Source organism: Nocardioides sp. YIM B13467 (assembly GCF_042788075.1).
Taxonomy (GTDB): Bacteria; Actinomycetota; Actinomycetes; order Propionibacteriales; family Nocardioidaceae; genus Nocardioides.
In genome coordinates this window covers 3,031,751-3,055,796 of sequence record NZ_JBHZPJ010000046.1, presented here as the reverse complement: position 1 = coordinate 3,055,796, position 24,046 = coordinate 3,031,751, and the positions used below count along the sequence as shown (strand labels likewise).

The following is a 24,046-nucleotide window of genomic DNA, read 5'->3' as shown; positions in this document are numbered from 1 at the left end:
TCAGCCCCGCTTCTGCTTGACGATCTGCTCCTGCTCGACGTCCTCGTCAGCCAGGGCCTGCTCCTTGGCGGAACCCGGCTTGATCGAGTGGCCCTCCGAGGTCTCGAACTGGTCGAGGAAGGAGTCGTAAGCCTTCTTCAGCTCGGACTCGGTGGAGTCCTCGAACTTCAGCGACTCACGGATGCCGGCGAGGATGCCGTCGTGGGAGCGACGCAGGAAGTCGAGGAACTCCCGCTCGAACTTGAGCACGTCCTCGACCGGGACGATGTCCAGGCCGCCGGAGGTGCCCAGCCACAGCGAGACGGTCATCTCGTCGATCGGGTAGGGCGAGTAGGCCGGCTGCTTGAGGAGCGCCATCAGCCGCTGACCCCGGGCCAGCTGCTGCTTCGAGGCCGCGTCCAGGTCGGAGGCGAACATCGCGAAGGCCTCCATCGCGCGGTACTGCGCGAGCTCGACCTTGAGCGAGCCGGTGACGGCCTTGAGGGCCTTGGTCATCGCGGCGCTACCGACGCGGGAGACCGAGACACCGACGTCGATGGCCGGGCGCTGGTTGGCCGCGAACAGGTCGGACTGCAGGAAGATCTGACCGTCGGTGATGGAGATGACGTTGGTCGGGATGAACGCCGAGACGTCGTTGGCCTTGGTCTCGATGATCGGCAGACCGGTCATCGAGCCCTTGCCCATCTCGTCGGAGAGCTTCGCGCAGCGCTCCAGAAGCCGGGAGTGCAGGTAGAAGACGTCACCCGGGTAGGCCTCACGGCCCGGCGGGCGGCGCAGCAGCAGCGACACGGCGCGGTAGGCCTCGGCCTGCTTGGTCAGGTCGTCGAAGACGATCAGGACGTGCTTGCCCTCGTACATCCAGTGCTGGCCGATGGCCGAGCCGGTGTAGGGGGCGAGGTACTTGAAGCCCGCGGAGTCGGAGGCCGGAGCCGCGACGATCGTCGTGTACTCCAGCGCGCCGGACTCCTCGAGGGCGCCACGCACGGAGGCGATGGTCGAGCCCTTCTGGCCGATGGCGACGTAGATGCAGCGGACCTGCTTGTCGGGGTCGCCCGACTCCCAGTTCTGCTTCTGGTTGATGATCGTGTCGATCGCGACCGTGGTCTTACCGGTCGAGCGGTCACCGATGATCAGCTGACGCTGGCCACGGCCGATCGGGGTCATCGCGTCGATCGCCTTGATGCCGGTCGCGAGCGGCTCGTGCACCGACTTGCGGGCCATCACGCCGGGAGCCTGGAGCTCCAGGGCGCGGCGGCCGACCGTCTCGATGTCGCCGAGGCCGTCGATCGCGTTACCGAGCGGGTCCACGACGCGGCCGAGGTAGCCGTCACCGACGGGGACCGAGAGAACCTCGCCCGTACGTCGGACCGACTGGCCCTCCTCGATCTTGTCGAAGTCGCCCAGGACGACGACACCGATCTCGCGGGTGTCCAGGTTCAGGGCGAGACCAAGGGTGCCGTCCTCGAACTCGAGGAGCTCGTTGGTCATGGCCGAGGGCAGACCCGACACGCGGGCGATGCCGTCCGCGGTCGAAGCGACGGTGCCGACCTCCTCGGTCTTCGCCGCCTCCGGCTTGTAGTCCGCGACGTACTTTGCCAGTGCGTCCCGGATCTCGTCGGGACGGATGGAGAGCTCCGTCATCTGTGCCTTCTCTCTCAGTTCTTACAAGTCAGTCTGTGTCACACAGGGGTCGTACGGCCAGTTGAGGTCGGCCGCGGTGCCGGATCAGCCGGCCAGGGCTCGCTGCGCCCCTTCGAGGCGACTCGAGACGGTGCCGTCGATGACGTCGTCACCGATCGATACCTTGATGCCACCGACGACAGCCGGATCGACGACCACGTTGAGGTGGACCTCACGGCCGTACTTCCTCGCCAGTGCTGCCGCCAGACGGGTGGTCTCGGCCTCCGAGAGCGGGGTCGCGACGCGGATGACCGCGGTGCCCTCGTCTGCGACGGATGCCGCGACCTTCTGGTATTCACCGAGAGCGGCCGATGCGGTGCGGTAGGTGCCCGCCAGCGCCTGCTTCGTCAGGGTCACGGTCGCCGGAAGCGCCTTGCCGCCGAGCAGCGTGTCGACCAGCGCGGCCTTGTCTTCGGTCGTGCGAGCCGGGTCGGAGAGCGCGTCGCGCAGCTCCGGCGTCTCCTGCACGGCCTGCTGGACCGCGAACAGCTCGTCGGCGAGGCGCTTGGCCTCGCCGCCGGCGCTGCGGACCGCGGCGATCTCGCTCAGTCGCTCGACCGCATCGCTCAGGTCGCCGGCATGCGTCCAGCGGTGCTTGACCGCCGACTCGAACACGCCGAGGCCCGTCGCGTCGACCTTCCCGCCGAACAGCTCACCGACGAGGCCGGTCTTGGCCTCCTGCGGCACCGAGGCATCGGTGACGAAGCGTCGCAGAGCTGCCTCAGCACGGAGGGTCTGGGAGACCTCGAAGAGGGTGTCGGCCGCCTTCGCCGCCGCCTCAGGAGAGGCGGAGACAGCGGTCTTCAGCTCCTCGGTCAGGGCGGCAACGGCGTCGGCCGACGCTCCACGGAAGTCCATCAGTGAACCCCTGCCTCGAGGTCAGCGAGGAACCGCTCGACCACACGGCTGGAACGCTCGTCGTCGTCGAGGGACTCGCCGACGATGCGACCGGCGAGACCGGTGGCCAGCGAGCCGACCTCGGTCTTCAGCGACGTAGCAGCCGCCTGGCGCTCGGCCTCGATCTGCGCCTTGCCGGCGGTGATGATGCGCTCCGCCTCGGCCTGCGCCTCGAGGCGCATCTCGGCCTTGATCGCGGCGCCCTCCTCGCGAGCCTGCTCGCGGATGCGGGCAGCCTCGTGGCGAGCGTCGGCCAGCTGGGCCTCCAGCTGAGCGAGCTTGGCATCCGCCTCGGCCTGCTTGGCGTTGGCGTTCTCGATGCCGCCTTCGATCGCCGCGGTTCGATCGGCGTACGCCTTCTCGAAGTTCGGAACGATGAACTTCGCAACTCCCACGAAGAGGATGGCGATGACGATGAAACCGAGGATGATCTCCGGGACGTGCGGGACCAACGGGTTGATCTCGGTCTCCGCAGCGGTTACCTGGGTAAGGATCATGTCGGAACCTTCAGTAGTTCCCTACGTCAGCGAAGGACGAAGGCGAGAGCCAGGGAGATGATGAAGAACTGCTCACACAGAGCGAAGCCGAGGATCGCGATCGCCTGCAGGCGGCTCTGGGCCTCCGGCTGACGGGCGACACCGGCGACGTACGCGGCGAAGATCAGACCGACACCGACACCCGGGCCGATGGCGGAGAGGCCGAGGCCGATGATTCCGAGCTGTCCCTCCATGGGGATTTTCCTTTCGGTTGTGACGCGATCTGCGTCAGTTGTTGTGCGTCGACTTGGGTTGGGCTGGAATGACGAGGCTCAGTGCTCGTCGGCGACTGCACCGGCGATGTACATCGCCGAGAGCAGGGTGAAGACATAGGCCTGCAGGAACATGATCAGCATGTCCAAGAAGGACACGAAGATGCCGAGCAGGAAGGCGAAGACGCCGGCAGTGATGCCCTGCCACACCGGAGCGTAGTGCAGGATCAGCCAGGCGCCGCCGATGGAGAAGAGCGCCACCAGCAGGTGGCCGGCGAACATGGTCGCGAAGAGACGAATCGCCAGCGTGAACGGGCGCACGACGATGTTGGAGAGGAACTCCAGCGGGACCATCATGATCAGGATCGGGCCGCTCACGCCGCTGGGCACCGTCTGGAGCTTGAGGTAGCCGACGAAGCCGTGCTTCGCGATGCCGACGGTGTTGTAGATCAGCCAGGTGATGACCGCCAGGGCCGCCGTGTAGCCGATGTGCGACATCGTCGGGAACTGGACGAACGGGATGATCCCGTAGAAGTTGTTGATGATGATGAAGATGAAGACCGTGAAGAGGTACGGCACGAACCTCATGTAGTCCTTCGACCCGATGATGTCGCGGGCGATGGAGTTGCGGACCATCCCGTAGACGTACTCACCGGCGAACTGCAGACGGCTCGGAACCACGGCGGCCTTGCGGGAGGCGGCGTAGAAGAAGCCGAAACCGATCACGACGGACAGCAGGACCAGGAGGCTCACCTTGGTCAGGGCCCAGTCGCCGGACCCGACGATCGGCGGAAGGAAGAAGTCCGCGGGCCCCGGGATATGAGGCCCCGACTCCGACGCCATAACGGTGGCGGCAAGCGACTTCACGCTGTCTCCTGTTTGTTCGAACTTACGATTCTGGGTGGCGAGCCTCAAAGGCTCGGGCATCATCCCGGCGGCCGCCCCCGACGGCCCGGACGATATCAGGCGCTACTGGCGGGTCACGAGTCTGCCCCGGGCAGGTCGAAGAGCGGGATTCGCTCGCGTCGCACCAGGAACGCGAACGTGGTCGTCCATGCGACTGTGAGCGCCATGACCGAGAAGGCTGCCGGACGTACGACAGCGTCTCCCCCGGTCTGCGAAACGACCAGCAGGACAACGAAGAGAACCATGCCTGACAGCGTGAAGACACCGACAGCGGCGGGCAACGACAACGCGGGCGACTTCGCCGCGATCCAGAACATCGCCCAAGAACCGACCGCCAGCACGACAACGGTGGCGATCGATCCGATCGCAGCACCGATCAGACCATCAGTCCCGGCAAGAACAAAGGCCACCGCGAGGGCCGCGAGCACAGCAACTGCGGACACTGCGGCAGAACCTCGCAGTACCTTGAACTTGCTGGTTGCGGTCGTCATCGTCGGCGGCCGTTCTCTCTGGGGGCATTTCAGGTGTTCAGGAGCGTATCCCGAACGCTCGTGAAAACTATCACAAGCGTCTTTGGGCGCCCTAATTGATCGATCAAGCCGCCTCTAGCGGGGCTGGTGCTCCAGCGGGGTGAGGTCCTCGGGGACCTCGAGGAGCTTGTCGGTGCGCTCCCCGCGGATCTTGGGGAGGACGAAGGTGAGGAGCACGATGAGGGCGGTGGCGATGATGACGCCGACGATGACGACCGGACCGCGGTAGAGGGTCACGAAGACGGAGCCGAAGGACATCAGGCCGGCCCAGAGCCACATGATCAGCACGGCACGGCGCTGGGAGTGGCCGATCTCCAGGAGGCGGTGGTGGAGGTGCTTCTTGTCCGCGGCGAAGGGTGACCGGCCGGCGCGGGTGCGGCGTACGACGGCCAGCACGAGGTCGACGAGAGGGACCACCAGGATCGTCAGTGGGAGCAGCAGCGGCAGGAAGGTCACCAGGAGCGCGGTGGAGGCGTCGAAGGCGTTCACGTTCAGGCCGCCGGCGTTGTAGGAGCCCGAGAGGGTGACCGCGCTGGCGGCGAGGATCAGGCCGATCAGCATCGAGCCGCTGTCCCCCATGAACAGCCGGGCGGGATGCCAGTTGTGGATGAGGAAGCCGACGCAGGCTCCGGCGAGGGCGACGGTCAGGAGCGCCGCTGTCGAGGCGCGGCCGATGTCGTTGATCCGGGTGAACTGGTAGCAGAACAGGAACAGCGCCAGCGCACCGATACCGACGACACCCGCGGCCAGACCGTCGAGTCCGTCGATGAAGTTGACGGCGTTGACCACGGTGATCACGACGAGCCCGGTGAGCAGAGCGCCCTGGGCAGGGTCGATCGAGAACTGGGTGCCGTCGGGGAAGGTGATCAGGCTGTACTGCAGGTTGAAGCCCACCAGGATCGCGGTAGCCAGCACCTGGCCGCCCAGCTTGGTGAGGGCGTCGAGCTCGAAGATGTCGTCGACGACGCCGACGATGCAGATCAGCGCGCCGGCGAGGATCACCACGCCGGTGTCCTGGAGCACGAAGTCCGGCGCATCGGCCAGGAACGGCAGCTCACGCGCGACCAGGTAGGCGGCCACCAGGCCACCCAGCATCGCCACGCCACCCATGTAGGGGATCGGAACGGCGTGTACGTCGCGGTCTCGGACCTTCGCGACGGCCCCCGTGCGCATCGCGAACTCGCGGGCGACGACGGTGAGCAGGTAGGTCACCACGGCGGCGACCAGGAAGAGGAGGACGTAGGCGCGCATCAGGCTTCTGTGTCGGCGTCCGTGGCGGGCAGGTCGGTCTCGGGCCCGTCGGTCTCGGGCATAGTGGCGGGGTCCGGATCGCCCGGCCGACGGATGGCGACGCCGTGATCGGCGAGGATCTCGTTGATCCGGTCGATGCTGATCGCGCCCTCCCGGAGTACCTTCGGCTCGTCACCGGTGGCGGAGATGATCGTGGACGCCTCGCCGACCGGCGACTCGCCGCCGTCGATGATGGCCTTGACCATCTTCCCGAGCATCTCGTCGGCCTGGTCGGCGTTGGTGGCGGCAGGCTTCGTGGTGCGGTTGGCCGAGCTGGTCGCCAGCGGACCGACCCGGTCGATGATCCGGCGCAGGATGTCGGAGTCGGGGATGCGTACGGCCACGGTCTGGCGGGCCTCGCCCAGGTCCCACTGCAGCGACGGCTGCTGGTGGAACACCACCGTGAGCGCGCCGGGCCACAGCTCCTCGACGAGGCTGCGCGCCCAGTCGGGAATGCGCGTCGCGAGGGCGTCGAGGGTGGCGACGTTGGAGATCAGCACCGGCGGCGGCATCGAGCGGCCCCGGCCCTTGGCGGCGAGCAGACCGGCCACGGCGCCCTTGTCGAACGCGTCGGCGGCGATGCCGTAGACCGTATCGGTCGGTACGACCACGAGCTCGCCGGCCTGAAGGGCGGCCGCGGCAGCATCGATCGCCTCGGTCTGCTCGTCCTCGGTCGCGATCGGGTAGCGCTCAGTCACAGTGCTCATGTTGCCAGTTGTGCGGTCGTGAAGCGCGGACGGCCTGCCAGATCGAGATGATCGCGTACGTCCTGCCATCTTCCGGTGGCGGCGAAGACCGCCGGTGCGCCACCGTTCTGACCGCCCGGGCCCTGCTCGTCGGCGTGCTCGAAGCCGACCACTCCCCCGGGCCTGAGCAGCTCGGCGGCCCGTCGTTCCAGGACACGGATCGCGTCCAGTCCGTCCTGCCCGGAGAAGAGGGCGAGGTCGGGGTCGTGGTCGCGCGCCTCGGCGGCGACGGACTCCCAGGCTTCGAGCGGGATGTACGGCGGGTTGCAGACCAGCACGTCGACGCTGCCGTCCAGGTCGGTGAACTCATCGGCCATGTCGCCCTGTCGCAGGTCCACGCCGGTGCCGGACAGGTTGCGTACGGCCCAGGGGTAGGCGTCCTCGGAGAGCTCGACCGCGTGCACCTCGGCGCCCGGGACCTCGTCGGCGATGCTCTTCGCGATCGCCCCTGACCCCGTGCACAGGTCGACGACGACGGGCTGGTCGATGGCCGCAGCCCGGTCGATCGCCCAACCGGCGAGCAGCTCGGTCTCGGGCCGCGGCACGAAGACACCGGGACCGACGGCGAGCTCGACGTGGCGGAAGTACGCCACCCCGGTCAGGTGCTGCAGCGGCTCGCGTTCCGCGCGGCGGGCGAGCAGGTCCGCGTAGGCCTTCTCCTGGTGCTCCGCCACGTCGTCGACGAGGAAGAGGCGGTTGCGGTCGGTGTCGAGGACATGGGCCAACAAGATGGCCGCATCGGCGTCCGGGCTCTCGACTCCGGCCTCTTCGAGCTGCTTTCGGGCACTTGCCAGAAGTGTGCGCGGGGCGGTCATGGGCAACTGCTCCTGAATGTGTTAGTCATGCTTTACCCGGCTGAGGGTAACGTTCGGGCGCCTCAACGGTTCTTCCGGTCATATCGGGGGACGCGGGACTGGCCGCACACCTCGTCGGGCGCTGTGCTGCCCCACCATCACACCCGAGATCTCCCCCGGAAGGAAACATCACCCCATGAAGTGGCCTTTGCTGCTTGCACTCATCCTCGTCCTCGCCCTCCTGATCTGGTTCTTCTTCGGACGCCCGATCCGCAAGGACGCCAAGGCCGCACATCGAGCGGACAAGGACCACGCGGCCGCCGAGGCCACCAGTGCGCCCGTCGCCGCTGCCGCCGTCCCCGCCGAGGCTTCCGTCGCCGAGCCGGCTGCTGAGGCTCCGGCTGAGGCTCCGATCGCTGAGGAGCCCGCGGCCGAGGTGACCGAAGCGGACACCGCTGCTGTCGTCGCGGAGGCCGAGAGCGTCACCGCGGCCGCCGCCGCTGACGCGACCGAGACCGTCACCGCCGAGCCCGAAGCAGCCGAGCCCGCCGCAGCCGTGGCCGAGGCTTCGGAAGAGGAGGCTCCCGTGGCGGCCGAGCCGGAGGCCGCCCCGGCCGCCGAGGCGCCCGCCGCGACCAACGGTGCTCCCTACCCCGGCGCCGTGCTGCCGGCTGCTGACGGAAGCAGCTCGGATGCTGCGTACGACATCAAGGGCAGCAGCGGGAAGAAGTACCACACGACGGCGAGCCCCTACTACGGCCGTACGAAGGCAGCCGTCTACTTCGACTCCGAGGAGTCGGCCGAGGCGGCCGGGTTCGTCGTGGGCTTCAAGAAGAAGGCCAACGCCTGATTCACACCGACAAGCTCGAAGGTCGCAGTCACCGAGTGGCTGCGACCTTCGAGTTTCCGCGAAGAGTCAGTTTCTGACGCTACTGACCTTTCGGTCTCAAGAACTGACGCCTCGGCGCCAGAAATCGACGTCTCGGCGGCGGTTTCAGGAGTCCAGGCTGGCCAGGCGGGCCGCCAGGTCGGCATCGACCGCGCTTCCGATCACCGGCTCCAGGTCGCCGTCCAGGACCTGGTCGAGGTTGTAGGACTTGTAGCCGGTGCGGTGGTCGGAGATGCGGTTCTCCGGGTAGTTGTAGGTGCGGATGCGCTCGGAGCGGTCGACGGTGCGCACCTGGGAGCGGCGGGCGTCGGAGGCTTCCGCGTCGGCGGCGTCCTGGGCCGCCTGGAGCAGGCGCGAGCGGAGCACGCGCATGGCCTGCTCCTTGTTCTGCAGCTGCGACTTCTCGTTCTGCATCGAGACGACGATGCCGGTGGGGATGTGGGTGATCCGGACCGCCGAGTCGGTGGTGTTGACCGACTGGCCGCCGGGGCCCGAGGAGCGGTAGACGTCGATGCGGAGGTCGTTGTCGTTGATCTCGACATCGATGGGCTCGGCCTCGGGAACCACCAGGACACCGGCGGCAGAGGTGTGCACACGGCCCTGCGACTCGGTGACCGGCACCCGCTGGACGCGGTGTACGCCGCCCTCGAACTTGAGCAGCGCGTAGGGCGCCCGGCCGGGCTCGGAGGTCCCCTTCGCCTTCACCGCGACGGTGACCGACTTGTAGCCACCGAGGTCGGACTCGTTGGCGTCGAGGAACTCGAGCTTCCAGCCCTGACGTTCGGCGTAGCGGGTGTACATCCGCAGCAGGTCGCCGGCGAACAGCGCCGACTCCTCGCCGCCCTCCCCCGACTTCACCTCGAGGATGGCGTCCTTGTCGTCGGTCGGGTCGCGAGGTACGAGCAGGCGACGCAGCCGCTCCTCGGCCTCCTCGCGCTGGGGCACCAGCGCGTCGGCCTCCTCGGCGAACGAGGGATCCTCCCCCGCCAGCTCACGGGCGGCCTCGATGTCGTCACCGAGCTGCTGCCAGGAGTGGTAGGCGTCGATGATCGAGCTCAGCTCGGCGTACCGCTGGTTGAGCTTCTTCGCCAGGCGCGCGTCGGCATGGGTCTCGGGCTCGGCGAGCCGCTTCTCGAGGCCCTCGTGCTCCTCGATCAGCCCTTCGACCGCTTCAAACTGTGACATCTCCGCCTCGCTTCTCGCTTGGGAGGAATACCCGNGTTCATGGTGGTGCTCCCTTTGGATCGGTTGGTGGCTCCTGTTTGGGGCCGTGAAAGAAGCGTGCAGCCCTGACGTAGCGTCAAGGTCAAGCACCGATCCGAAGAAAGTTCTCGGAAGCCTCAGGCTGCGAGGGTGTGGTCAACGAGTACGCGGCGCAGCCTGCGTTCTGCCGGCGACAAGGATGGTGGATCCGGTTTCCAGGTGTCGGGCGGCGGGCTGATGTAGGTATGGCCCGTGGGTGTGGTGGTGATGATGCTGCCGTCGGGTCCTGGCCTGGCTCGCCAGCCGAGGGCCTCCTTGGCCTGGTTGCACCGTTCGCACAACCCTTGAAGGTTCTCAGCGCTCGTCGCGCCGCCGTCGGCATGACGTTCGACGTGGTCGATGTTGCGGATCGGGGCGTCGCAGCCGTTGGTGCGGCAGATCCCACCGTCGCGAGTGGTGATGAACTCCGCGAGCCCGTCGGGTGCCTTCCGGGCGCGTGATTCCATCGCGACCAGCCGCCCGGCGGGGTCGGTGAACAGCCGACGGACGAACACCTCAGCATCGGCCAATGCTTCACGGGCCCAGGCGGCGGGGACGGGTCCGTAGCCCTCGACCATGGCGGGCTGATCCGCGTCGCCGGTGAGGGAGTCGGCGGTCATCACGATCTTGACCTCGATCCGAGGCTTCGTGCCGGTGGTGCTGCGGCCGGTGATCCGGTCGACCAGGGTGTCGGCCATGACCTGACCCCGGCTGCGTTCGTCACCGGCGGCCGCAGCGGTCTTCGCGGCCTGATCGAGCGCCGCGAAGACGGCGACACCGTCCTTGACCGGGAGCAGGGCACCGAGCCAGGTCATCGTGTCCGGTGCCGGCCGCAGGCTGACCCGGCGGTCCTTCATGGCGTTGGCGGCGCGGGCGACGACGGATTCCTGGTCGAGGGTGATGGCCAGCTTCTTGGCAGCGTTCTCGAGTTGCCGCAGCCCCATCGACACCGCCTTGGCCGGTTCCCCGCCCGGACCGGTGGCACAGAGTTCGTAGTCGATGACCCTGCGGTCGTCGAGCGAGAGGCATGCGGTCTCGCGAGCCAGGATGGTGGCCTGCCATTGCGAGAACAGCCCGGCCTTCATCAGGGAGAAGGTGTGCGGCATCTCGTTGGTCAGGATCTTCGCCAGCCCGAGCAGCTTGGCGCCCTTCTCGGGCGAGACCCGCCGCGCGAGCGCGATCTGGGAAGCCACGCCCTCGCCGAGTCTGCGGGCAGGAACCCCGGCCTCTAATTGGCGTGCCCGGACGGCTTCGTCGAGACGTACCGCCGCTTCTGCCTGCACCGCCTCAGCAGTGCACTTGACCGCTTCGAGACCAGCAATCCAATCCACCAGCTCAGCCTCGGACGCACCCGGAGGCGGCCCGGCGAGGAGGTGGTCGATGGTCTCGTACATGCGCCTTATTATATGCGCCCGAGCACTCCTGTGCGACTCATTTGTGCTGGTCAGATGACAGTTAAGCGGTCAGCGAACAAGCAACGTGAATTCCGCGCCACTCTCTCGCCGCCGCCCCGTTATAGGCGAAATCTTTCTCGATCGGGTGCCGGGTCAAGGACCGCGAAGCGGCCGGCGAAGCCGGCGCCCGAAGGGCGTCCTTGACGCGGTGCGCGATCGAGAAACACTCAAAGCAAGGGTCGGCGGCGAACCTTGGAACGAAGAACGGTCGGGTAAGCGAGGTTTCCCCGAGAAGTGACCGTGTTGGTCTCGACACGCCTCCGCCTAGCGGCTCCGGCAGCCCGACCAGCCGGAACCTCAGCGCCCGACGGCGTACCCCTGAGCACCCCGAGCATTAGCAGCAGCAGAAAGCGTCCCGGTCTCAGGATCACGAGTAACCGCAGAAAGCCGCCCAAGCGACCAGTCCCCACTCAACTCGACAGCATGCCCCCGACGCCGCAACCCCTCGACGACCGAAGCCCCGAGCCGATCCTCGAGCACCGCACCCGCAGGAGTCCACGTACGCGGCCAGAAGGACCCAGGAAACGATGTCGAGTGGAGCGCCGGAGCATCGATGGCCTCCTGAGGCGAGTAGCCGCCGACGAGAGTACGCAACAGATAGAGCAGCTGCCACTGATCCTGCTGGTCGCCTCCGGGAGAGCCGACAGCGGTGACGGCGCGGCCGTCGCGCAAGACGAGTGTCGGGGTGAGAGTCGTGCGCGGCCGCCGGCCGGGGGTGAGGGTGGAGGGCAGGTCGGGCTCCAGCCAGGTCATCTGCAGCCGGGTGCCGAGGCAGAAGCCGAGCTCGGGGACGGTCGGTGACGACTGCAGCCACCCGCCCGAGGGAGTGACCGCGATGATGTTGCCCCAGCGGTCGGCGACGTCGATGTGGCAGGTGTCTCCACGGGTCTCGCCGTCGCGCGAGACGGTCGGCTCCCCCACCCCGGACGCGACGGCGGCCGGGTCGTAGGTCTCACGCAGCGGCGGGAAGGCGCTCGCGCCCAGCCCGGGCCTCACCTCAGCCGAGGCGACATCGGTGATGAGGGGGCGGCGGGTGGCTGCGTACTCCTGGGAGAGGAGGGTCTCGATCACGGCCGGATCGGCGCCGTCGCCGTAATGGGCGTCACGGTCGGCGAAGGCGAGCTTGGTCGCCTCCAGGATGGTGTGCGCGCCGTCGGGGTTGCTCGGGTCGAGCAGCGCGTCGTCGAGCGGCTCGAGCAGGTTGAGAGTCTGCAGCAGCACCGGCCCCTGCGTCCACGGCCCGGCCTTCGCGATCGTGTGGCCCCGGAAACCGGTCGTCACGGGTGTCTCGTACGCAGCCGAGAACCCAGCCATGTCGGCCGCCGTGATCACACCGGAATGATCTGTTCCGGAGGAGTGTCGGTGCGGGGTGCGTACGAACCGTTCGATCGCCTCGGCGACGAACCCGCTCCCCCAGGCGGCACGCGCGGCGTCGATGCGCTCCTCACGGGTCGCGGCGCCGTCACCGGCGGCTACGAGGCGGTCGAGCACGGCGGCGTAGGCCTCGTTGCGGACCATCGTGTCCGGCTCCGGCGGCTCGCCGTCGACGAGCCAGTGGGCGGCCGAGGTGGGCCAGTGATCGCGGAACAGGTCGGCCACGGCGGCGATCGTGGCGACGGCCCGGCCCAGGATCGGGTGGCCGTTGCGGGCGTAGTCGATGGCGTAGGCGAGCACCTCGCCCAGCTCCCAGGTGCCGTGGTCGCGCAGCAGCATCAGCCAGGCCTCGACCGCGCCCGGAACGGCGGCGGCCAGCGCGCCCGAGCCGGGGACCAGCTCGAGCCCCTCTGCCCGCATGTGCTCCACCGAAGCCCCCTCCGGCGCCGGCCCCTGGCCCATCAGGACCGTCGGCGCACCATCGGCAGCAGCGAAGATCCCGACCAGGTCGCCGCCCGGCCCGTTGAGGTGAGGTTCGACCACGTGCAGCACGAATCCGCCCGCGACCACCGCGTCGAAGGCGTTGCCGCCGCGCTCGAGCACCGCCTGCGCGGCACCGCTGGCCAGCCAGTGCGTCGAGCCGACCATGCCGAACCTCCCCAGCAGGTCGGGACGGGTCTTGAACGCGGCCGGAGGGGTGTAGGAGGAAGGCACGCCCCTCAGGCTACGAGCGTGTGTCGAGCATCCTGTCGGCGGCCCAGCGCCGGGATAGGGTCGCCCCATGAGTGCGCCAGCGGTCCGGGGCCGCCTGCAATGGTCATTGACCGTGCCGATCCTCGCTCTGGTGGTGCTGGCCTTCGCGTGGCTCCGCCACGACCACTGGACGATCCTGGCCGTGGTGGCGGCGGTGCTGATCGGTGCGGTGCTGGGCGCGGTCCACCACGCCGAGGTCGTGGCCCACAAGGTCGGCGAGCCGTTCGGCTCGCTGATCCTCGCGATCGCAGTGACCGTGATCGAGGTCGGCCTGATCGTGATGCTGATGACCAGCGGTGGCGACAACACCAGCACGTATGCCCGCGACACCGTCTTCGCCGCGGTGATGATCACCCTCAACGGCATCGTCGGGCTCTCGCTCATGGTCGGTGCCCTCAAGCACGGGCTGGTCAGCTTCAACGCCGCCGGCACCGGGTCGGCGGTCGCGACCGTCATCGCCCTGGCCGGTCTCACCCTGGTGCTGCCGAGGTTCACGACGTCGGCGCAGGGCCCGCAGTACTCGACCTCGCAGCTCGTCTTCGCCGCCATCGCCTCGCTGGCGCTCTACGTTGCCTTCCTCTTCACCCAGACGGTCCGCCACCGCGACTTCTTCCTCCCCGTCACCAGCGACGAGCACGGCCGGATGACAGGGCTGGTCGACCTCGACGAGGACGGCCATGCCGACCCGCCCTCGGCGGGCGAGGCCGCTCTCAGCCTGGCCCTCCTCCTGGTCTCCCTCGTCGCCGTGGTCGGCCTCGCGAAGGTCCTCTCCCCCACGATCGAGAGCACCGTCAAGAGCCTCGGGTTCCCCTACGCGGTCGTGGGTGTCGTGATCGCTCTCCTCGTCCTCGCTCCCGAGTCGATCGCCGCGGTCCGCAACGCCTCCCGGGACCGGGTCCAGACCAGCCTCAACCTCGCCTACGGCTCTGCGATGGCGTCGATCGGACTCACCATCCCCGCCCTCGCCGTCGCGATGATCTGGCTCACCGGCCCCCTCGACCTGGGCCTCGAGCCGACCCAGATCGTGCTGCTGGTCATCTCCGTCTTCGTCACCGGGCTCACCGTCGTCCAGGGCCGCGTCTACGCCCTGCAGGGGTTCGTCCACCTGGTCCTGCTGGCCGCGTTCCTGTTCCTCTCGATGCAGCCCTAGCCGGTCATGAGGCCGGGACCTCGTCGAGGCCGACCTCCAGCTTCGGGAACGAGTGACCCTCGGCGTCCTTGAGCACGGTGTACTGCACGTCGACGTGCGGCTCGATGGCGCTGTGCTTGTCGTTGGGGGCGCCGATGATGAGCTGGAAGCCGAGGCCTCGCCACGCGCCGATGGCGCGACCGGTGAAGCGGGCGTCGGCCTTGATCAGCGCCTCGTCGAGGAAGACCGGCGCATAGCGCGGCCGGTCGGCTCCGGCGTCGCCGAGCTGGTAGCGCAGCGCGGCGCCGACGATGAAGGCGACCAGCTCCTGCGACTCGCCACCGGACTTCTCGCCGATGTGGTCGTAGAGGGCGACGTGCTCACCGGTGTCGGCGGTGACCTTCTCGGCGCTGACGCGGACGTGGTTGCGTACGTCGATCAGGTCGGCGAAGTCGGGTGCCGTACGGCGCATGCGGTCGATGAGCCGCGACATCCGGGTGTAGGCCTGCTCCCGGGTCTCGTTGGACGAGGCCTTCTCGATCAGGTCGCGCACGGCGCGGAGCTCCTTGCGGAAGCGGCCGCGCACCGCCGACTGGCCCTCCTGGGTGTCGATCCGGAGCCGGTGGCCGTCGTCGTTGAACGGCAGCTCGGCGAGGATCTGGTTGATCGGGTCGATCCGGTCGCGGATCTCACGCACGGCCCGCGACAGGGTCGAGTCGAGGTTGGTCAGGTCGTTGCCCGACAGCTTGAGCAGCGAGTCGCGCCACTCGACCTCGAGCTCGTGCAGGCCGCTGGTCTGCAGCTCGTCGAGGAGACGGTCGAAGTCGGCGTAGGACGCCTCGGGGTCGGTGTGGAGGTTCGGGTTGGGCCAGCGCTCGAGGAACGCCTCGAAGGTCTGCCGTAGCTGGACGCGGGCGGCCCCTATCGTCTCCTGTGCGGCGGCGCGGTCGGTGTCGAGGCTCTCGCCAGCTCGGGCGAAGACGGCGTCGAGCTCGGCGAGCGCGTCCTCGCGCCGGCCGGCCTCCTCGCCGCCGGCCGCCTTGAAGAGCTGCTCGAGGTAGTCGGCCTGGGCCGGGGCGACATCGGTGCCCGACGCCGCCGCGTCCTCCAGCGCGTCCTTGGCACGGTCGACCTGCTCGACGACGTCGCTCCAGCGCACGTCGAGCTCCTTGACGGTGCTCTTGGCGGCCCCGATCCCCTCGCGCAGCGAGTCGACCTTGGCGCGGGCGCTCTTCAGCCGCTCCTGCAGCGTGGCGATCTCCGGGTTGTCGGCGGTGACCTCCTCGATCACCGATGCCCACCGGTCCCGCTCGGCCTCGGCCCCGGCGACGTCGACCTGATCCCAGGTGAGCGCCGTGACCGCCTTGAAGGACGTACGCCGCAGGTCGAGGTCCTTGATGGCTCGCTCGGCCTCGGCGACCGCCATGCTCGCCGTCTCCGCGTCCTTGCGCGCCGTCTCGAGGAGCTCGGTGAGCTCGGCGACGCGCCGGGTGTTGGTGAAACCGAGCACGTTGCCGGCCCCGTGACCACCGTGGGCCCCGCGCGTCCCCTGCGAGACCTGGCCGGTCACGGTCAGCGCCATCCGGTGCTGAGCGAGCAGCGCGGGCGTCTGCACGCAGACGTAGCCGTGTCGCTCCGTCAGCCGCTGCTTGAGCCAGCCGGTGAACACGCCCCGGCGGTAGTCGAGGCGCCCCGGAAGAGTGCCCTCGTCCAGACTGTGCACACCGTCCTTCATGCCGGTGCGGACGGCCTCGTAGCGGATCCGGGTGCGCTGCCGTACCGACTCGATCGCCGCCCGGAAGGCGCCGACATGAGCAGCGTCGACGAGCATCGTGGTGGCGAACCCGCCCAGGGCCAGGTTGAACGCCTCGCGCCAGGCCTCGTGCTCGGTGCGGACCTCGACCAGCTCGCCGACGAACGGCATCTCGGCAGGGCTCAGCCCGGCCGCCTCCGCCAGCACCGCACGGGCCGCGCGCAACGGCTCGGGGATGTTGCTCTTCGTCTTCTCGGCATCGGCGAGATCGCTCTCGAGCCGGCCGACCAGGCCGATCGCGTCGGCCTCGGCCGAGCGGGCGGCGGCATAGGCGTTGAGGGCGCTCGTGCGAGCGTCGTCGTCGACCAGCGCCTCCTGCGCGGTCGCCTGAAGGGTCTCGAACTCATCCGGGGTCGTGGCCACCGCACCGAGGACGGCGAGCTCCTCGTCGAGCGCCTCGCGGGCGCGGCGTACGTTGTCGACCCGGGTCTCGGCGGACCTGATCTCGCGGGTGGCCTCCTCGAGGCGCCGGCCGCCGGACGCGGCGACCGTGACCGCGAGGCCGTCACGCTCGGACTCGGCGGCGTCGATGAGCGCCTGCTTCTCCGCCACCGCCTTCTCCGCGGCGCCCTTTCGTGCGCTGAGGTCCGACTCCAGCTCGCTGAGCAGGTCGACCCGCTTGCCGGCCCGCCAGAGCCCCGCGGGGGTGGCCTCGTCATCGAAGGCGCCGATCCCGTCGATCACCTCGAGCCTGGCGGCGGCGTCCTCGATCGCGGCCCGATGCTCGCGGATCGGGGTCAGCGCACGCACCTGCTGCTGCGCGGTGACCATCCGGTCGCGCGTCGCGGAGAGCTCGTCGAAATGGGCGACGACGCCGTCGGCGGTCGCGAGGGTCTCGGGCTCCTCGAGCACCATCTTCTTGTAGAGGTCGTCGACCGTGGTGATCTGCTGCCCCGCCTGGATCCGGCCGAGCAGGTTGACCGCCTTCTCACCGTCTCCGGCGGCACCGATCCCGAGCGCGGAGTGGATCCGGGCGGTGAAGTCGCGGTCGGTGTCGATCGGGGTCAGCCCGACCTCGGAGACCGCGGTGCGTGTGAACCGGTGGGCTGCGACCGGCTCCAGATCGCGTACGTCGAAGCCCGCCTCGGCCACGGCACGGAGCTTGGTCACGTCGTCGAGGTTCTTGGCGGACGCGGGGACGTACCAGGCACGGACCGCGGTGAAGCGGGCCCCGGTCTGGTCCTCCCAGGTCATCGCGATCGCCGACCAGGTGTCGCGTCCGTCGCCACGCAGCACCCGGATCTTGGTGCCCTCGGCGGTCTTCGCCTCGTCGATCTTGCCGCGCGCGTAGGAGAGGATGTTGCGCTGGTCCTGGCCGCGCGGGCGACCCACGACGCCACCGTTGGAGGCACCGTTGAAGGGCGTCGTGTGGGGCATGATCAACGCGATGTAGGCGTCCATCAGCGTCGACTTGCCCGACCCGGATCCTCCGGTGAGCAGCGTCGCACTCGGCGAGAACCGCACCCGGTGGGCGCCGTCGTACCCACCCCAGTTGACCAGCTGCAGCTCGCGCGCGACCCACTGCCGGCCGTTCGAGCGGGCGGGGATGAGACCGAAGAGGCTGTCGATCATGTTCACTGCTCGGTCTCCTCTTCGTCGTCGGCTCTCACGGCCCGACCTGCGGATTCCTTCAGCCACGCTTTGAGCTCGGCGAGCTTCTCGACGCTCAGCACTATCTCGACGAGCGGGGTGATCCGGTAGCGGTCCTCGGACTCCTCCTCGATCAACCCCTCGCGGGCGAGCCGGTCGACTGCCCGGCGGATCTCGCGGCGCGCGGCGGCGTCGCCGCTGGCGACGTCGAAGTAGGTGAGCACGGTCTGCTCCAGCTCGTCGGCGTCAACCCGCGCGGAGTTCTCCCCCGCACCACGCTCGCGCTGGAAGACGGTGCGGAGATGGACCAGCACGAGCGTCTCCGCCCGTGAGTAGGCGTCGTCCTTGAGGAGCACCGGCACGTCGAGCTCCTCCGAGCGCACCTGTCGCTTGTAGGCGATGCCGCGGTCGTGGTCGACCACGAGCCGGATGAACAGGTCGTGGAGCCGCGACTCGATCACCGCCTGGTGGTCGAGCAACGTACGCCACTGCCTCGGGCTCTTCTCGGCCGTGATGAACCGGCGGCGCAGCAGCTGGACCAGCACTCGGCGGATGTCGGCGTCGAGGACCCCACGGTCGCCGACGAAGAGCTCGGTCGGGTCGTCCTCCATCGAGACGGGCTCGATGAAGCCTTCCGGCTCGCTGCCGTAGGCCACAGCCTCAACCTCAACCTGAGGGTCAACCTCGACCTCGGCCGGTGTCACCGTCTCACTCAACGCCCATCCCCTTTGTCATCTGCCGCCATCAATGCGCTGAGCCTCACTCCGCCGAACGCGAACCGTCGCCGCACCCCGTCGGCCCGGACCGCCTCGATCGTGGAGATCTCCCCCGTCTCGGCCATCCCGCGGCGATGCGCGATCTCGAGCAGCCCGAGCAGGTCGACCGGGCGCCGGATCTCCTCCGGCGCGGCGGCGAAGACCTCGGCCAGGTCCACCGGCTCCTCGGCCCCGTGGGTAGCCAGGTAGGCGTCCAGGTGGGTCTCGATCGCCCGGTAGCCCGGACCACCCCAGGCCTTGGTGTCCTCGACCGCACTCTCCACGTCGCCCCAGTCGGCGAGCGGCGCCGGCGGCTCGGGCGGTCGCAGCTCGCTGACCGACTGGCGCAGGTGCCCGAGGTCGGCGACCGGCAGCCGGCGCAGCGGCTCGACGGACTCGGCCGGCCGCGAGGACGGCATCCACGCCTGGAAGCCGACCATCACATCGCGCAGCAGGTCGTCGACCTGCCGGTCGCGGGCCGGGTCGTGCGTACGCACCTGGGTGGTGATCACGTGGGAGGCGGTCTGCTGGGCGGCCAGCACCTCGGCGACGCCCGTCTCGATCCGGCGTCCGACCGCGGCCAGCTCGGCGCGTTCGGGCGGACCCATCTGCCTGGTGAACCGGTGTCGCAGCACGGTGTGCAGGTTGGTGGCGAGGTCGTCGAGGCGGCGCGGGTCGCCGATCATCCGCAGCGCACCGGCGAACGCCTTGCCCTCCGGCGTGGAGGCCATCACGTCCTTGCCGCGCTGCAGGTACTCGCGCAGGACCTCGCCGGCCGGGCGTACGTCCTGGCGGAGGTCGGTCACCACGTCACGCTGCATCGCCCGGATCGACTCGACCACCCGCGCGAAGTCGGCCGGGAGCTCACGGGTCAGGTGGAGGATGTTCTCGGCCTGCTCGAGCAGGGTGTCGTCATCGACCGTGTCGACGACACCGGTGCGGTCCAGGCGGGCGATCTCGGCGCGCCGCTCGGCGATCTCCTCGGTCAGCCTCGCCACCCGGGTCAGTACGTCGGGGTCGGCGTCCAGGGCGAGCCGCTCGACCGCCTCCAGCAGCGTCCTGACGCGCGACTCGGAGACCCGCGCCCGCGACCCGCTCGCCCGTCCGGCGATCTCCAGGGCGCCCACCGCATGCGCGGAGAGCCGGTAGACCTCGTCCTCGCCCTCGATCTGGCGCAGCAGCCACCCGGCGCGCACCCACTGGCGGCACAGCTCGCGCGCCGTGCCGACCGGCAGCATCACCTCACCACCCTCGCCCTCGGCATGGCCGGTCGCCCGGAGCCGGTCCAGCATGTCGCCGATCTCGGCATGGGCGTCCACCACGGGCACAGCGGCTCGCTCGGAGGTGAAGGTCACCGAGAGCACCGCCACCACGAACGGCGCGAACCGGCCGTGCAGGAGGTCGAGCATCGGGTTCTTGAAGGCGGCCAGAGCCCCGGCGTACGCCGCCTCGACGCGAGTGTCACTCATCGGCAGATACCGTACGTGGCAGCACCGACAACACCACAACCTTCATCACACGCGCGGACCTGCCGAGAATTCGGTTGCCGCCTACCGCATAGTTGTCCCATGCGGGTTCGTCCTTTTTCTGTCGTAGTGGCCGTGGTGGCCCTGATCGCACTCTCCGGCTGCGCCGGGAACTCAGAGAGCCCGGAGTCCGCCGCGAAGGGCGAGTCGGCCAGCGCCTCGCCGTCGGCGAAGCCCCTCACCGCCAAGATCTCCCCCGCCGACGGGGCCAAGGACGTGCCGGTCGACAGCACCGTGACGGTGACCGCGACCTCGGGCGAGTTCACCAGCGTGAAGGTCGCCAAGCCCGACGGACGCACCGTGCCCGGCTCCCTCTCCGAGGACAAGTTGACGTGGACCGCCAACGACCTGCTCGACCCGGCGCTGCGCTACACGGTCACCGCGACCGGTGAGACCGGCAAGGTCACCAGCAGCTTCACCACCCGCTCGCTCTCCCTGACCCAGCAGACCTTCGCCACGATCGTCCCCGTCGACAAGTCCGAGGTCGGCGTCGGGATGCCGGTCGCGGTCTACTTCGACGTGCCCGTCAAGGACCACGCCTCCTTCGAGAAGCGCATGCACGTCACCTCCACCCCGGCCCAGGCCGGGTCCTGGTACTGGGTCTCCGACAAGGAGGCGCGCTACCGCCCGCAGACGTACTGGAAGCCCGGCACCACCATCAAGGTCGACCTCGACATCAACGGCGCCTCCGCCGGCGGGGACGTCTACGGCCAGCACAGCCGCACCGCCACCTACAAGGTCGGTGACGCGCACGTCTTCAAGGTCAACGCCCGCACCCACCAGATGAAGGTCTTCAGCAACGGCAAGCTGCTGCGTACGATCCCGATCACCACCGGCAAGCCCGGCTTCACGACGCGGTCGGGGATCAAGGTCATCTCCGAGAAGCACCGCGTCAAGGAGATGCGCTCGGAGACGATCGGCATCTCCGACCAGAGCTCGAGCGACTACTACTCGCTCGACGATGTCGAGTACGCCATGCGGATCAGCAACTCCGGCGAGTTCATCCACGCCGCGCCGTGGTCGACCGGGTCCCAGGGCTACGCCAACGTCTCCCATGGCTGCACCGGCCTCTCCACCGCCAACGCCGCCTGGCTCTACGGCCTGGCCCGCATCGGCGACGTCGTCGAGACCACCGGCACCGACCGGAAGATGGAGTGGGACAACGGCTTCGGCGACTGGAACCTGTCCTGGGCCGAATACCAGAAGGGCTCCGCGCTCTAGACCGCTGCGACCAGCCCCTCGCGGCAGCCGAGCATCATCTGCCGGTGGTTCCAGGTCAGCACCGGCCGCAGCAGCATCGAGGCCAGGCCGAGCAGTCCGTCTACGACGACCTCCTGCTCGAACACCATCCGGCTCCCGCCCGACGCCGGCGTCAGCGTCCACCGTGCGAATCCGTCCAGGTCGCCACCGAGCCCGACCTCGAGCGTCGGCAGGTCTCGGCTGACCGCGTGCAGCACGATCTCCAGGTCGTACGGCAGCGCCGAGCGGCACACCAGCAGGGCATCGTCCTCCCCCAGCTTCGCCACCGCCCGCACCTGCGGCCACCACTGTGGATACTGCTCCACGTCGACCAGTACGTCCCGTACCGCCTCTGCGGGCGTCGGCAGCTCCCAGGTCTCGGCGAACGCGTAACGGGCTGGCACGGTCACAAGTGTGCCAACACCGCCCGGAGTCCGTTCGAGATCGGTCACATGCCTGCTGTGCGCGACTGCGTTCTGCCGGATGCAACGAGGCTCACTATGGCTATGGCTCCGATCGCCATCACAGGCGGGGTGACGTACGCCGGGACGACCGGAATCTCGACGCTCGTGCCGTCGGTGAGCTCGCAGCTGAACCCGGGCGGGATGACGTCGACGTCATATCCCACAACCTGCAGGGCACGTGCTTTGTCGAGGTGATCGCGGCACGGAGGCGGTGGCGACGAGCTCGTGCCTCCGTCCGCCGCGTCCAGCCAAGCTCCGGCAACATGGACAAGGCCCCAGGCGTACATGCCCAGCGCAAGCCCGCCAGCCAAGAGACCAAGAGCCCGCAACGCCGAACCCGGCACCGTCCAAGTCGCTGGCGTGGCTACGTCCACCGCACCCCGCAGGATCATCACGACAATGGTGAGCAAGCCGACCAGAGCCAGGAGCACGATCACGGGAACTATCCACACGAGCCCGGACGATAGCCCCGCAAGGCGGGCGGCGCACCGGCTTTGGTCGGAGCCATCTCCAGCGATGCGGTCGCCGGCCGGTCACCCCAGGATCTTCGCGACCGCCTCGCGGCCCTGGGCCGGTGACAGCGCGCCGAGTGCGGCCTCGGCGGCTTCGTCGCACAGTCCGGCGGTCACGGACTCGAGCCGGGCACCGACAGCGGCCACGGCCGCGGGTGCCATCGACAGCGAGGTGACGCCCAGCCCGACGAGCACGGGCGCGAGCAGCGGGTCGGCGGCGGCCTCGCCGCAGATGCCGACCGGCTTGCCGGCCGTACGCCCCGCCTCGGCGGTGATCGCGATGAGCTGCAGCACCGCCGACTGCCAGGGATCGGTGAGGTGGGCGAGGTCGGTGGCAAGCCGGTCGGCGGCCATGGCGTACTGGGTCAGGTCGTTGGTGCCGATGGAGAGGAAGTCGACCACCTCCAGCATCCGGTGGGCCATCAGCGCGGCCGCCGGCACCTCGACCATGACGCCCGGCTTGAGGCCGCGGGCTCGGACCAGGGCGGAGAAGTCGGCGGCCTCCTGGACGGTGGCGACCATCGGCGCCATCACCCAGGTGTCGGCTCCGGCGCGCTCGGCGGCGATCGCGATGGCGTCGAGCTGGCGCTCCAGCAGGCCGGGGTTGTCGGCGGCGAGCCGCAGACCGCGTACACCCAGGGCCGGGTTCTCCTCGCCCTCATGGGTCGCGAAGGCGATCGGCTTGTCCGATCCGGCGTCCAGGGTGCGCACGACGACGTGGCCACGGCCGGCGAACGGCGCGAGCACCTCCGCATAGACGTCGGCCTGCTCGGCCACGGTGGGCTCCTCGCGACGGTCGAGGAAGCAGAGCTCGGTGCGGAAGAGGCCCACGCCCTCGACCTGGCCGGCGGCCGCGTCGCTGGCCGAGGAGCCGTCGGCGACGTTGGCGAGCAGGGCCACCGGATGGCCGTCGGCGGTACGTCCGGGCCCGGCCCAGGCGGCCACGGCCTGTCGCCGGGCGAGGTCGGCCTCGGCGCGGGCGGCGGCGTCAGGGCCTGGCTCCAGGTCGACGATCCCGGCCTGGCCGTCGACGAGCACAGGGGTCCCCGCGACGATGCCGGTCGCGCCGGCCACGCCGACCAGGCACGGGATGCCGAGCTGGCGCGCGATGATCGCGGTGTGGCTGGTGGGGCCGCCCCGCTCGGTGACCAGCGCGACCACGCGGGCCGGGTCGAGGGCAGCGGTGTCGGAGGGTGCCAGGTCGGCGGCCACCAGCACGCACCGCCCCTCGGGCACGTCCACGCCGGGCTCGGGCTCGCCCGCGAGGTGGGCGAGGACCCGGCGCTCGATGTCGCGCAGGTCGGTGACCCGCTCGGCCATCAGGCCACCCATCCCGCTGAACAGCGTGGCGAACTGCTCCACCGCCGCCACCACAGAGGCGACCAGTCCCTCCCCCGCACGCAGGTGCTTCTCCACGGCGACCCGCAGCCCCTTGTCCCGGGCCAGACCCGCGCTCGCGCTCAGGACGGAGGCGGCCGCGCCGGAGGCGGTCCCGGCCCGGCGGGCGTACCCGTCGGCGACGGCGGTGGCTGCGGCCTCATAGGCCGCGAGGGCGTCCTCGGGCTGGTCGAAGCCGCGCCGTTCGAAGGCCTCCAGCGCGGCTGGATCGACCTCGGTCCGCACCACGTGGACGGGCGCCAGCACGATCCCCGGGACCACCGGAGTGCCGGAGAGGACAGATGAGTGAGACGTGACCATGGCCACAAATATCTGCC

General features: G+C 69.4%; 21 protein-coding genes. 3 read left to right on the top strand and 18 right to left on the bottom strand.

The features are described from left to right. From atpA to prmC, 9 genes are all read right to left on the bottom strand, one after another. The gene (gene atpA, locus ACFX43_RS21765; protein WP_378834679.1) at positions 1–1,641 is read right to left on the bottom strand and encodes a F0F1 ATP synthase subunit alpha; all 1,641 of its coding nucleotides are present in this window, start codon (positions 1,639–1,641) and stop codon (positions 1–3) included. Between the two features lie 84 nt (positions 1,642–1,725). Further along, on the bottom strand, positions 1,726–2,538 hold the full coding sequence (locus ACFX43_RS21760) for a F0F1 ATP synthase subunit delta (RefSeq protein WP_378834675.1): 813 nt from the start codon (positions 2,536–2,538) through the stop codon (positions 1,726–1,728). Beyond that, positions 2,538–3,074: a F0F1 ATP synthase subunit B gene (locus tag ACFX43_RS21755; protein ID WP_141803116.1), complete on the bottom strand. Its 537-nt coding sequence runs from the start codon at positions 3,072–3,074 to the stop codon at positions 2,538–2,540. The genes ACFX43_RS21760 and ACFX43_RS21755 overlap by 1 nt, the downstream gene beginning before the upstream one ends. Positions 3,075–3,100: 26 nt before the next feature. After that, complete coding sequence (locus tag ACFX43_RS21750; protein ID WP_091047785.1) at positions 3,101–3,307, bottom strand: ATP synthase F0 subunit C; 207 nt, start codon at positions 3,305–3,307, stop codon at positions 3,101–3,103. Between the two features lie 78 nt (positions 3,308–3,385). Next, positions 3,386–4,192 (bottom strand): F0F1 ATP synthase subunit A, encoded by an 807-nt coding sequence (atpB, locus tag ACFX43_RS21745; RefSeq protein WP_378834671.1) that lies wholly within the window; start codon positions 4,190–4,192, stop codon positions 3,386–3,388. Positions 4,193–4,305: 113 nt separating this feature from the next. Continuing rightward, entirely contained in the window at positions 4,306–4,674 is a 369-nt protein-coding gene (locus ACFX43_RS21740) for a hypothetical protein (RefSeq protein WP_378834668.1), read from the bottom strand. A gap of 162 nt (positions 4,675–4,836) precedes the next feature. Beyond that, entirely contained in the window at positions 4,837–6,012 is a 1,176-nt protein-coding gene (locus ACFX43_RS21735) for a glycosyltransferase family 4 protein (protein WP_378834666.1), read from the bottom strand. Beyond that, a complete protein-coding gene (locus ACFX43_RS21730) occupies positions 6,012–6,758 on the bottom strand; it encodes an L-threonylcarbamoyladenylate synthase (protein WP_378834663.1) in 747 nt (248 codons plus the stop codon). The genes ACFX43_RS21735 and ACFX43_RS21730 overlap by 1 nt, the downstream gene beginning before the upstream one ends. Beyond that, complete coding sequence (prmC, locus tag ACFX43_RS21725; protein WP_378834660.1) at positions 6,755–7,612, bottom strand: peptide chain release factor N(5)-glutamine methyltransferase; 858 nt, start codon at positions 7,610–7,612, stop codon at positions 6,755–6,757. Before prmC ends, ACFX43_RS21730 begins: the two co-directional genes overlap by 4 nt. 175 nt (positions 7,613–7,787) lie before the next feature. On the opposite strand from prmC, the gene ACFX43_RS21720 reads away from it, so the two are divergent. Beyond that, positions 7,788–8,441, top strand: a complete 654-nt coding sequence (locus ACFX43_RS21720; RefSeq protein WP_378834658.1) for a hypothetical protein — start codon at positions 7,788–7,790, stop codon at positions 8,439–8,441. A 144-nt stretch (positions 8,442–8,585) separates the two neighbouring features. Here the strand turns inward: ACFX43_RS21720 and prfA are convergent, their stop codons facing one another. The 3 genes from prfA to ACFX43_RS21705 form a co-directional block, all read right to left on the bottom strand. After that, positions 8,586–9,665 carry a peptide chain release factor 1 gene (prfA, locus tag ACFX43_RS21715; RefSeq protein WP_378834655.1) on the bottom strand — a complete coding sequence of 360 codons (1,080 nt, stop codon included), beginning with the start codon at positions 9,663–9,665 and terminating at the stop codon, positions 8,586–8,588. Positions 9,666–9,820: 155 nt separating this feature from the next. Beyond that, positions 9,821–11,116 (bottom strand): DUF222 domain-containing protein, encoded by a 1,296-nt coding sequence (locus ACFX43_RS21710; RefSeq protein WP_378834651.1) that lies wholly within the window; start codon positions 11,114–11,116, stop codon positions 9,821–9,823. A gap of 357 nt (positions 11,117–11,473) precedes the next feature. Beyond that, entirely contained in the window at positions 11,474–13,198 is a 1,725-nt protein-coding gene (locus tag ACFX43_RS21705) for a gamma-glutamyltransferase family protein (protein ID WP_378841066.1), read from the bottom strand. Between the two features lie 133 nt (positions 13,199–13,331). Between ACFX43_RS21705 and ACFX43_RS21700 the strand changes: the two genes are divergently transcribed. After that, positions 13,332–14,453, top strand: a complete 1,122-nt coding sequence (locus ACFX43_RS21700) for a calcium:proton antiporter (RefSeq protein WP_378834648.1) — start codon at positions 13,332–13,334, stop codon at positions 14,451–14,453. A gap of 4 nt (positions 14,454–14,457) precedes the next feature. Here ACFX43_RS21700 and ACFX43_RS21695 read toward each other — a convergent pair whose 3' ends face one another. From ACFX43_RS21695 to ACFX43_RS21685, 3 genes are read right to left on the bottom strand one after another with little or no spacing between them, the layout of a single operon-like run. Then, the gene (locus ACFX43_RS21695; protein WP_378841063.1) at positions 14,458–17,817 is read right to left on the bottom strand and encodes an ATP-binding protein; all 3,360 of its coding nucleotides are present in this window, start codon (positions 17,815–17,817) and stop codon (positions 14,458–14,460) included. 2 nt (positions 17,818–17,819) lie between these two features. Continuing rightward, entirely contained in the window at positions 17,820–18,491 is a 672-nt protein-coding gene (locus tag ACFX43_RS21690; RefSeq protein ID WP_378834646.1) for a DUF4194 domain-containing protein, read from the bottom strand. 56 nt (positions 18,492–18,547) lie between these two features. Next, positions 18,548–20,059, bottom strand: coding sequence for a DUF3375 domain-containing protein (locus ACFX43_RS21685; protein ID WP_378834643.1), 1,512 nt, complete (start codon positions 20,057–20,059; stop codon positions 18,548–18,550). Positions 20,060–20,158: 99 nt separating this feature from the next. Here ACFX43_RS21685 and ACFX43_RS21680 point away from each other — a divergent pair, with 99 nt between their 5' ends. Continuing rightward, the gene (locus ACFX43_RS21680; RefSeq protein WP_378834640.1) at positions 20,159–21,337 is read left to right on the top strand and encodes an Ig-like domain-containing protein; all 1,179 of its coding nucleotides are present in this window, start codon (positions 20,159–20,161) and stop codon (positions 21,335–21,337) included. Here ACFX43_RS21680 and ACFX43_RS21675 read toward each other — a convergent pair. The 3 genes from ACFX43_RS21675 to ACFX43_RS21665 all read right to left on the bottom strand — a co-directional run bounded on the left by ACFX43_RS21675 (position 21,334) and on the right by ACFX43_RS21665 (position 24,029). Next, positions 21,334–21,759 carry an SRPBCC family protein gene (locus ACFX43_RS21675; protein ID WP_378834636.1) on the bottom strand — a complete coding sequence of 142 codons (426 nt, stop codon included), beginning with the start codon at positions 21,757–21,759 and terminating at the stop codon, positions 21,334–21,336. The genes ACFX43_RS21680 and ACFX43_RS21675 overlap by 4 nt on opposite strands. Before the next feature lie 44 nt (positions 21,760–21,803). Continuing rightward, a complete protein-coding gene (locus ACFX43_RS21670) occupies positions 21,804–22,256 on the bottom strand; it encodes a hypothetical protein (protein WP_378834632.1) in 453 nt (150 codons plus the stop codon). 96 nt (positions 22,257–22,352) lie between these two features. Continuing rightward, complete coding sequence (locus ACFX43_RS21665; RefSeq protein ID WP_378834630.1) at positions 22,353–24,029, bottom strand: putative PEP-binding protein; 1,677 nt, start codon at positions 24,027–24,029, stop codon at positions 22,353–22,355. Between the last annotated feature and the right edge of the window lie 17 nt (positions 24,030–24,046).

Bases quoted from the DNA above. Each gene is read 5' to 3' on its own strand.
- atpA (WP_378834679.1), bottom strand. From the start codon at position 1,641: ATGACGGAGCTCTCCATCCGTCCCGACGAGATCCGGGACGCACTGGCA.
- ACFX43_RS21760 (WP_378834675.1), bottom strand. From the start codon at position 2,538: ATGGACTTCCGTGGAGCGTCGGCCGACGCCGTTGCCGCCCTGACCGAG.
- ACFX43_RS21755 (WP_141803116.1), bottom strand. From the start codon at position 3,074: ATGATCCTTACCCAGGTAACCGCTGCGGAGACCGAGATCAACCCGTTG.
- ACFX43_RS21750 (WP_091047785.1), bottom strand. From the start codon at position 3,307: ATGGAGGGACAGCTCGGAATCATCGGCCTCGGCCTCTCCGCCATCGGC.
- ACFX43_RS21735 (WP_378834666.1), bottom strand. From the start codon at position 6,012: ATGCGCGCCTACGTCCTCCTCTTCCTGGTCGCCGCCGTGGTGACCTAC.
- ACFX43_RS21730 (WP_378834663.1), bottom strand. From the start codon at position 6,758: ATGAGCACTGTGACTGAGCGCTACCCGATCGCGACCGAGGACGAGCAG.
- prmC (WP_378834660.1), bottom strand. From the start codon at position 7,612: ATGACCGCCCCGCGCACACTTCTGGCAAGTGCCCGAAAGCAGCTCGAA.
- ACFX43_RS21720 (WP_378834658.1), top strand. From the start codon at position 7,788: ATGAAGTGGCCTTTGCTGCTTGCACTCATCCTCGTCCTCGCCCTCCTG.
- prfA (WP_378834655.1), bottom strand. From the start codon at position 9,665: ATGTCACAGTTTGAAGCGGTCGAAGGGCTGATCGAGGAGCACGAGGGC.
- ACFX43_RS21710 (WP_378834651.1), bottom strand. From the start codon at position 11,116: ATGTACGAGACCATCGACCACCTCCTCGCCGGGCCGCCTCCGGGTGCG.
- ACFX43_RS21705 (WP_378841066.1), bottom strand. From the start codon at position 13,198: ATGGTCGGCTCGACGCACTGGCTGGCCAGCGGTGCCGCGCAGGCGGTG.
- ACFX43_RS21700 (WP_378834648.1), top strand. From the start codon at position 13,332: ATGAGTGCGCCAGCGGTCCGGGGCCGCCTGCAATGGTCATTGACCGTG.
- ACFX43_RS21695 (WP_378841063.1), bottom strand. From the start codon at position 17,817: ATGATCGACAGCCTCTTCGGTCTCATCCCCGCCCGCTCGAACGGCCGG.
- ACFX43_RS21685 (WP_378834643.1), bottom strand. From the start codon at position 20,059: ATGAGTGACACTCGCGTCGAGGCGGCGTACGCCGGGGCTCTGGCCGCC.
- ACFX43_RS21680 (WP_378834640.1), top strand. From the start codon at position 20,159: ATGCGGGTTCGTCCTTTTTCTGTCGTAGTGGCCGTGGTGGCCCTGATC.
- ACFX43_RS21665 (WP_378834630.1), bottom strand. From the start codon at position 24,029: ATGGTCACGTCTCACTCATCTGTCCTCTCCGGCACTCCGGTGGTCCCG.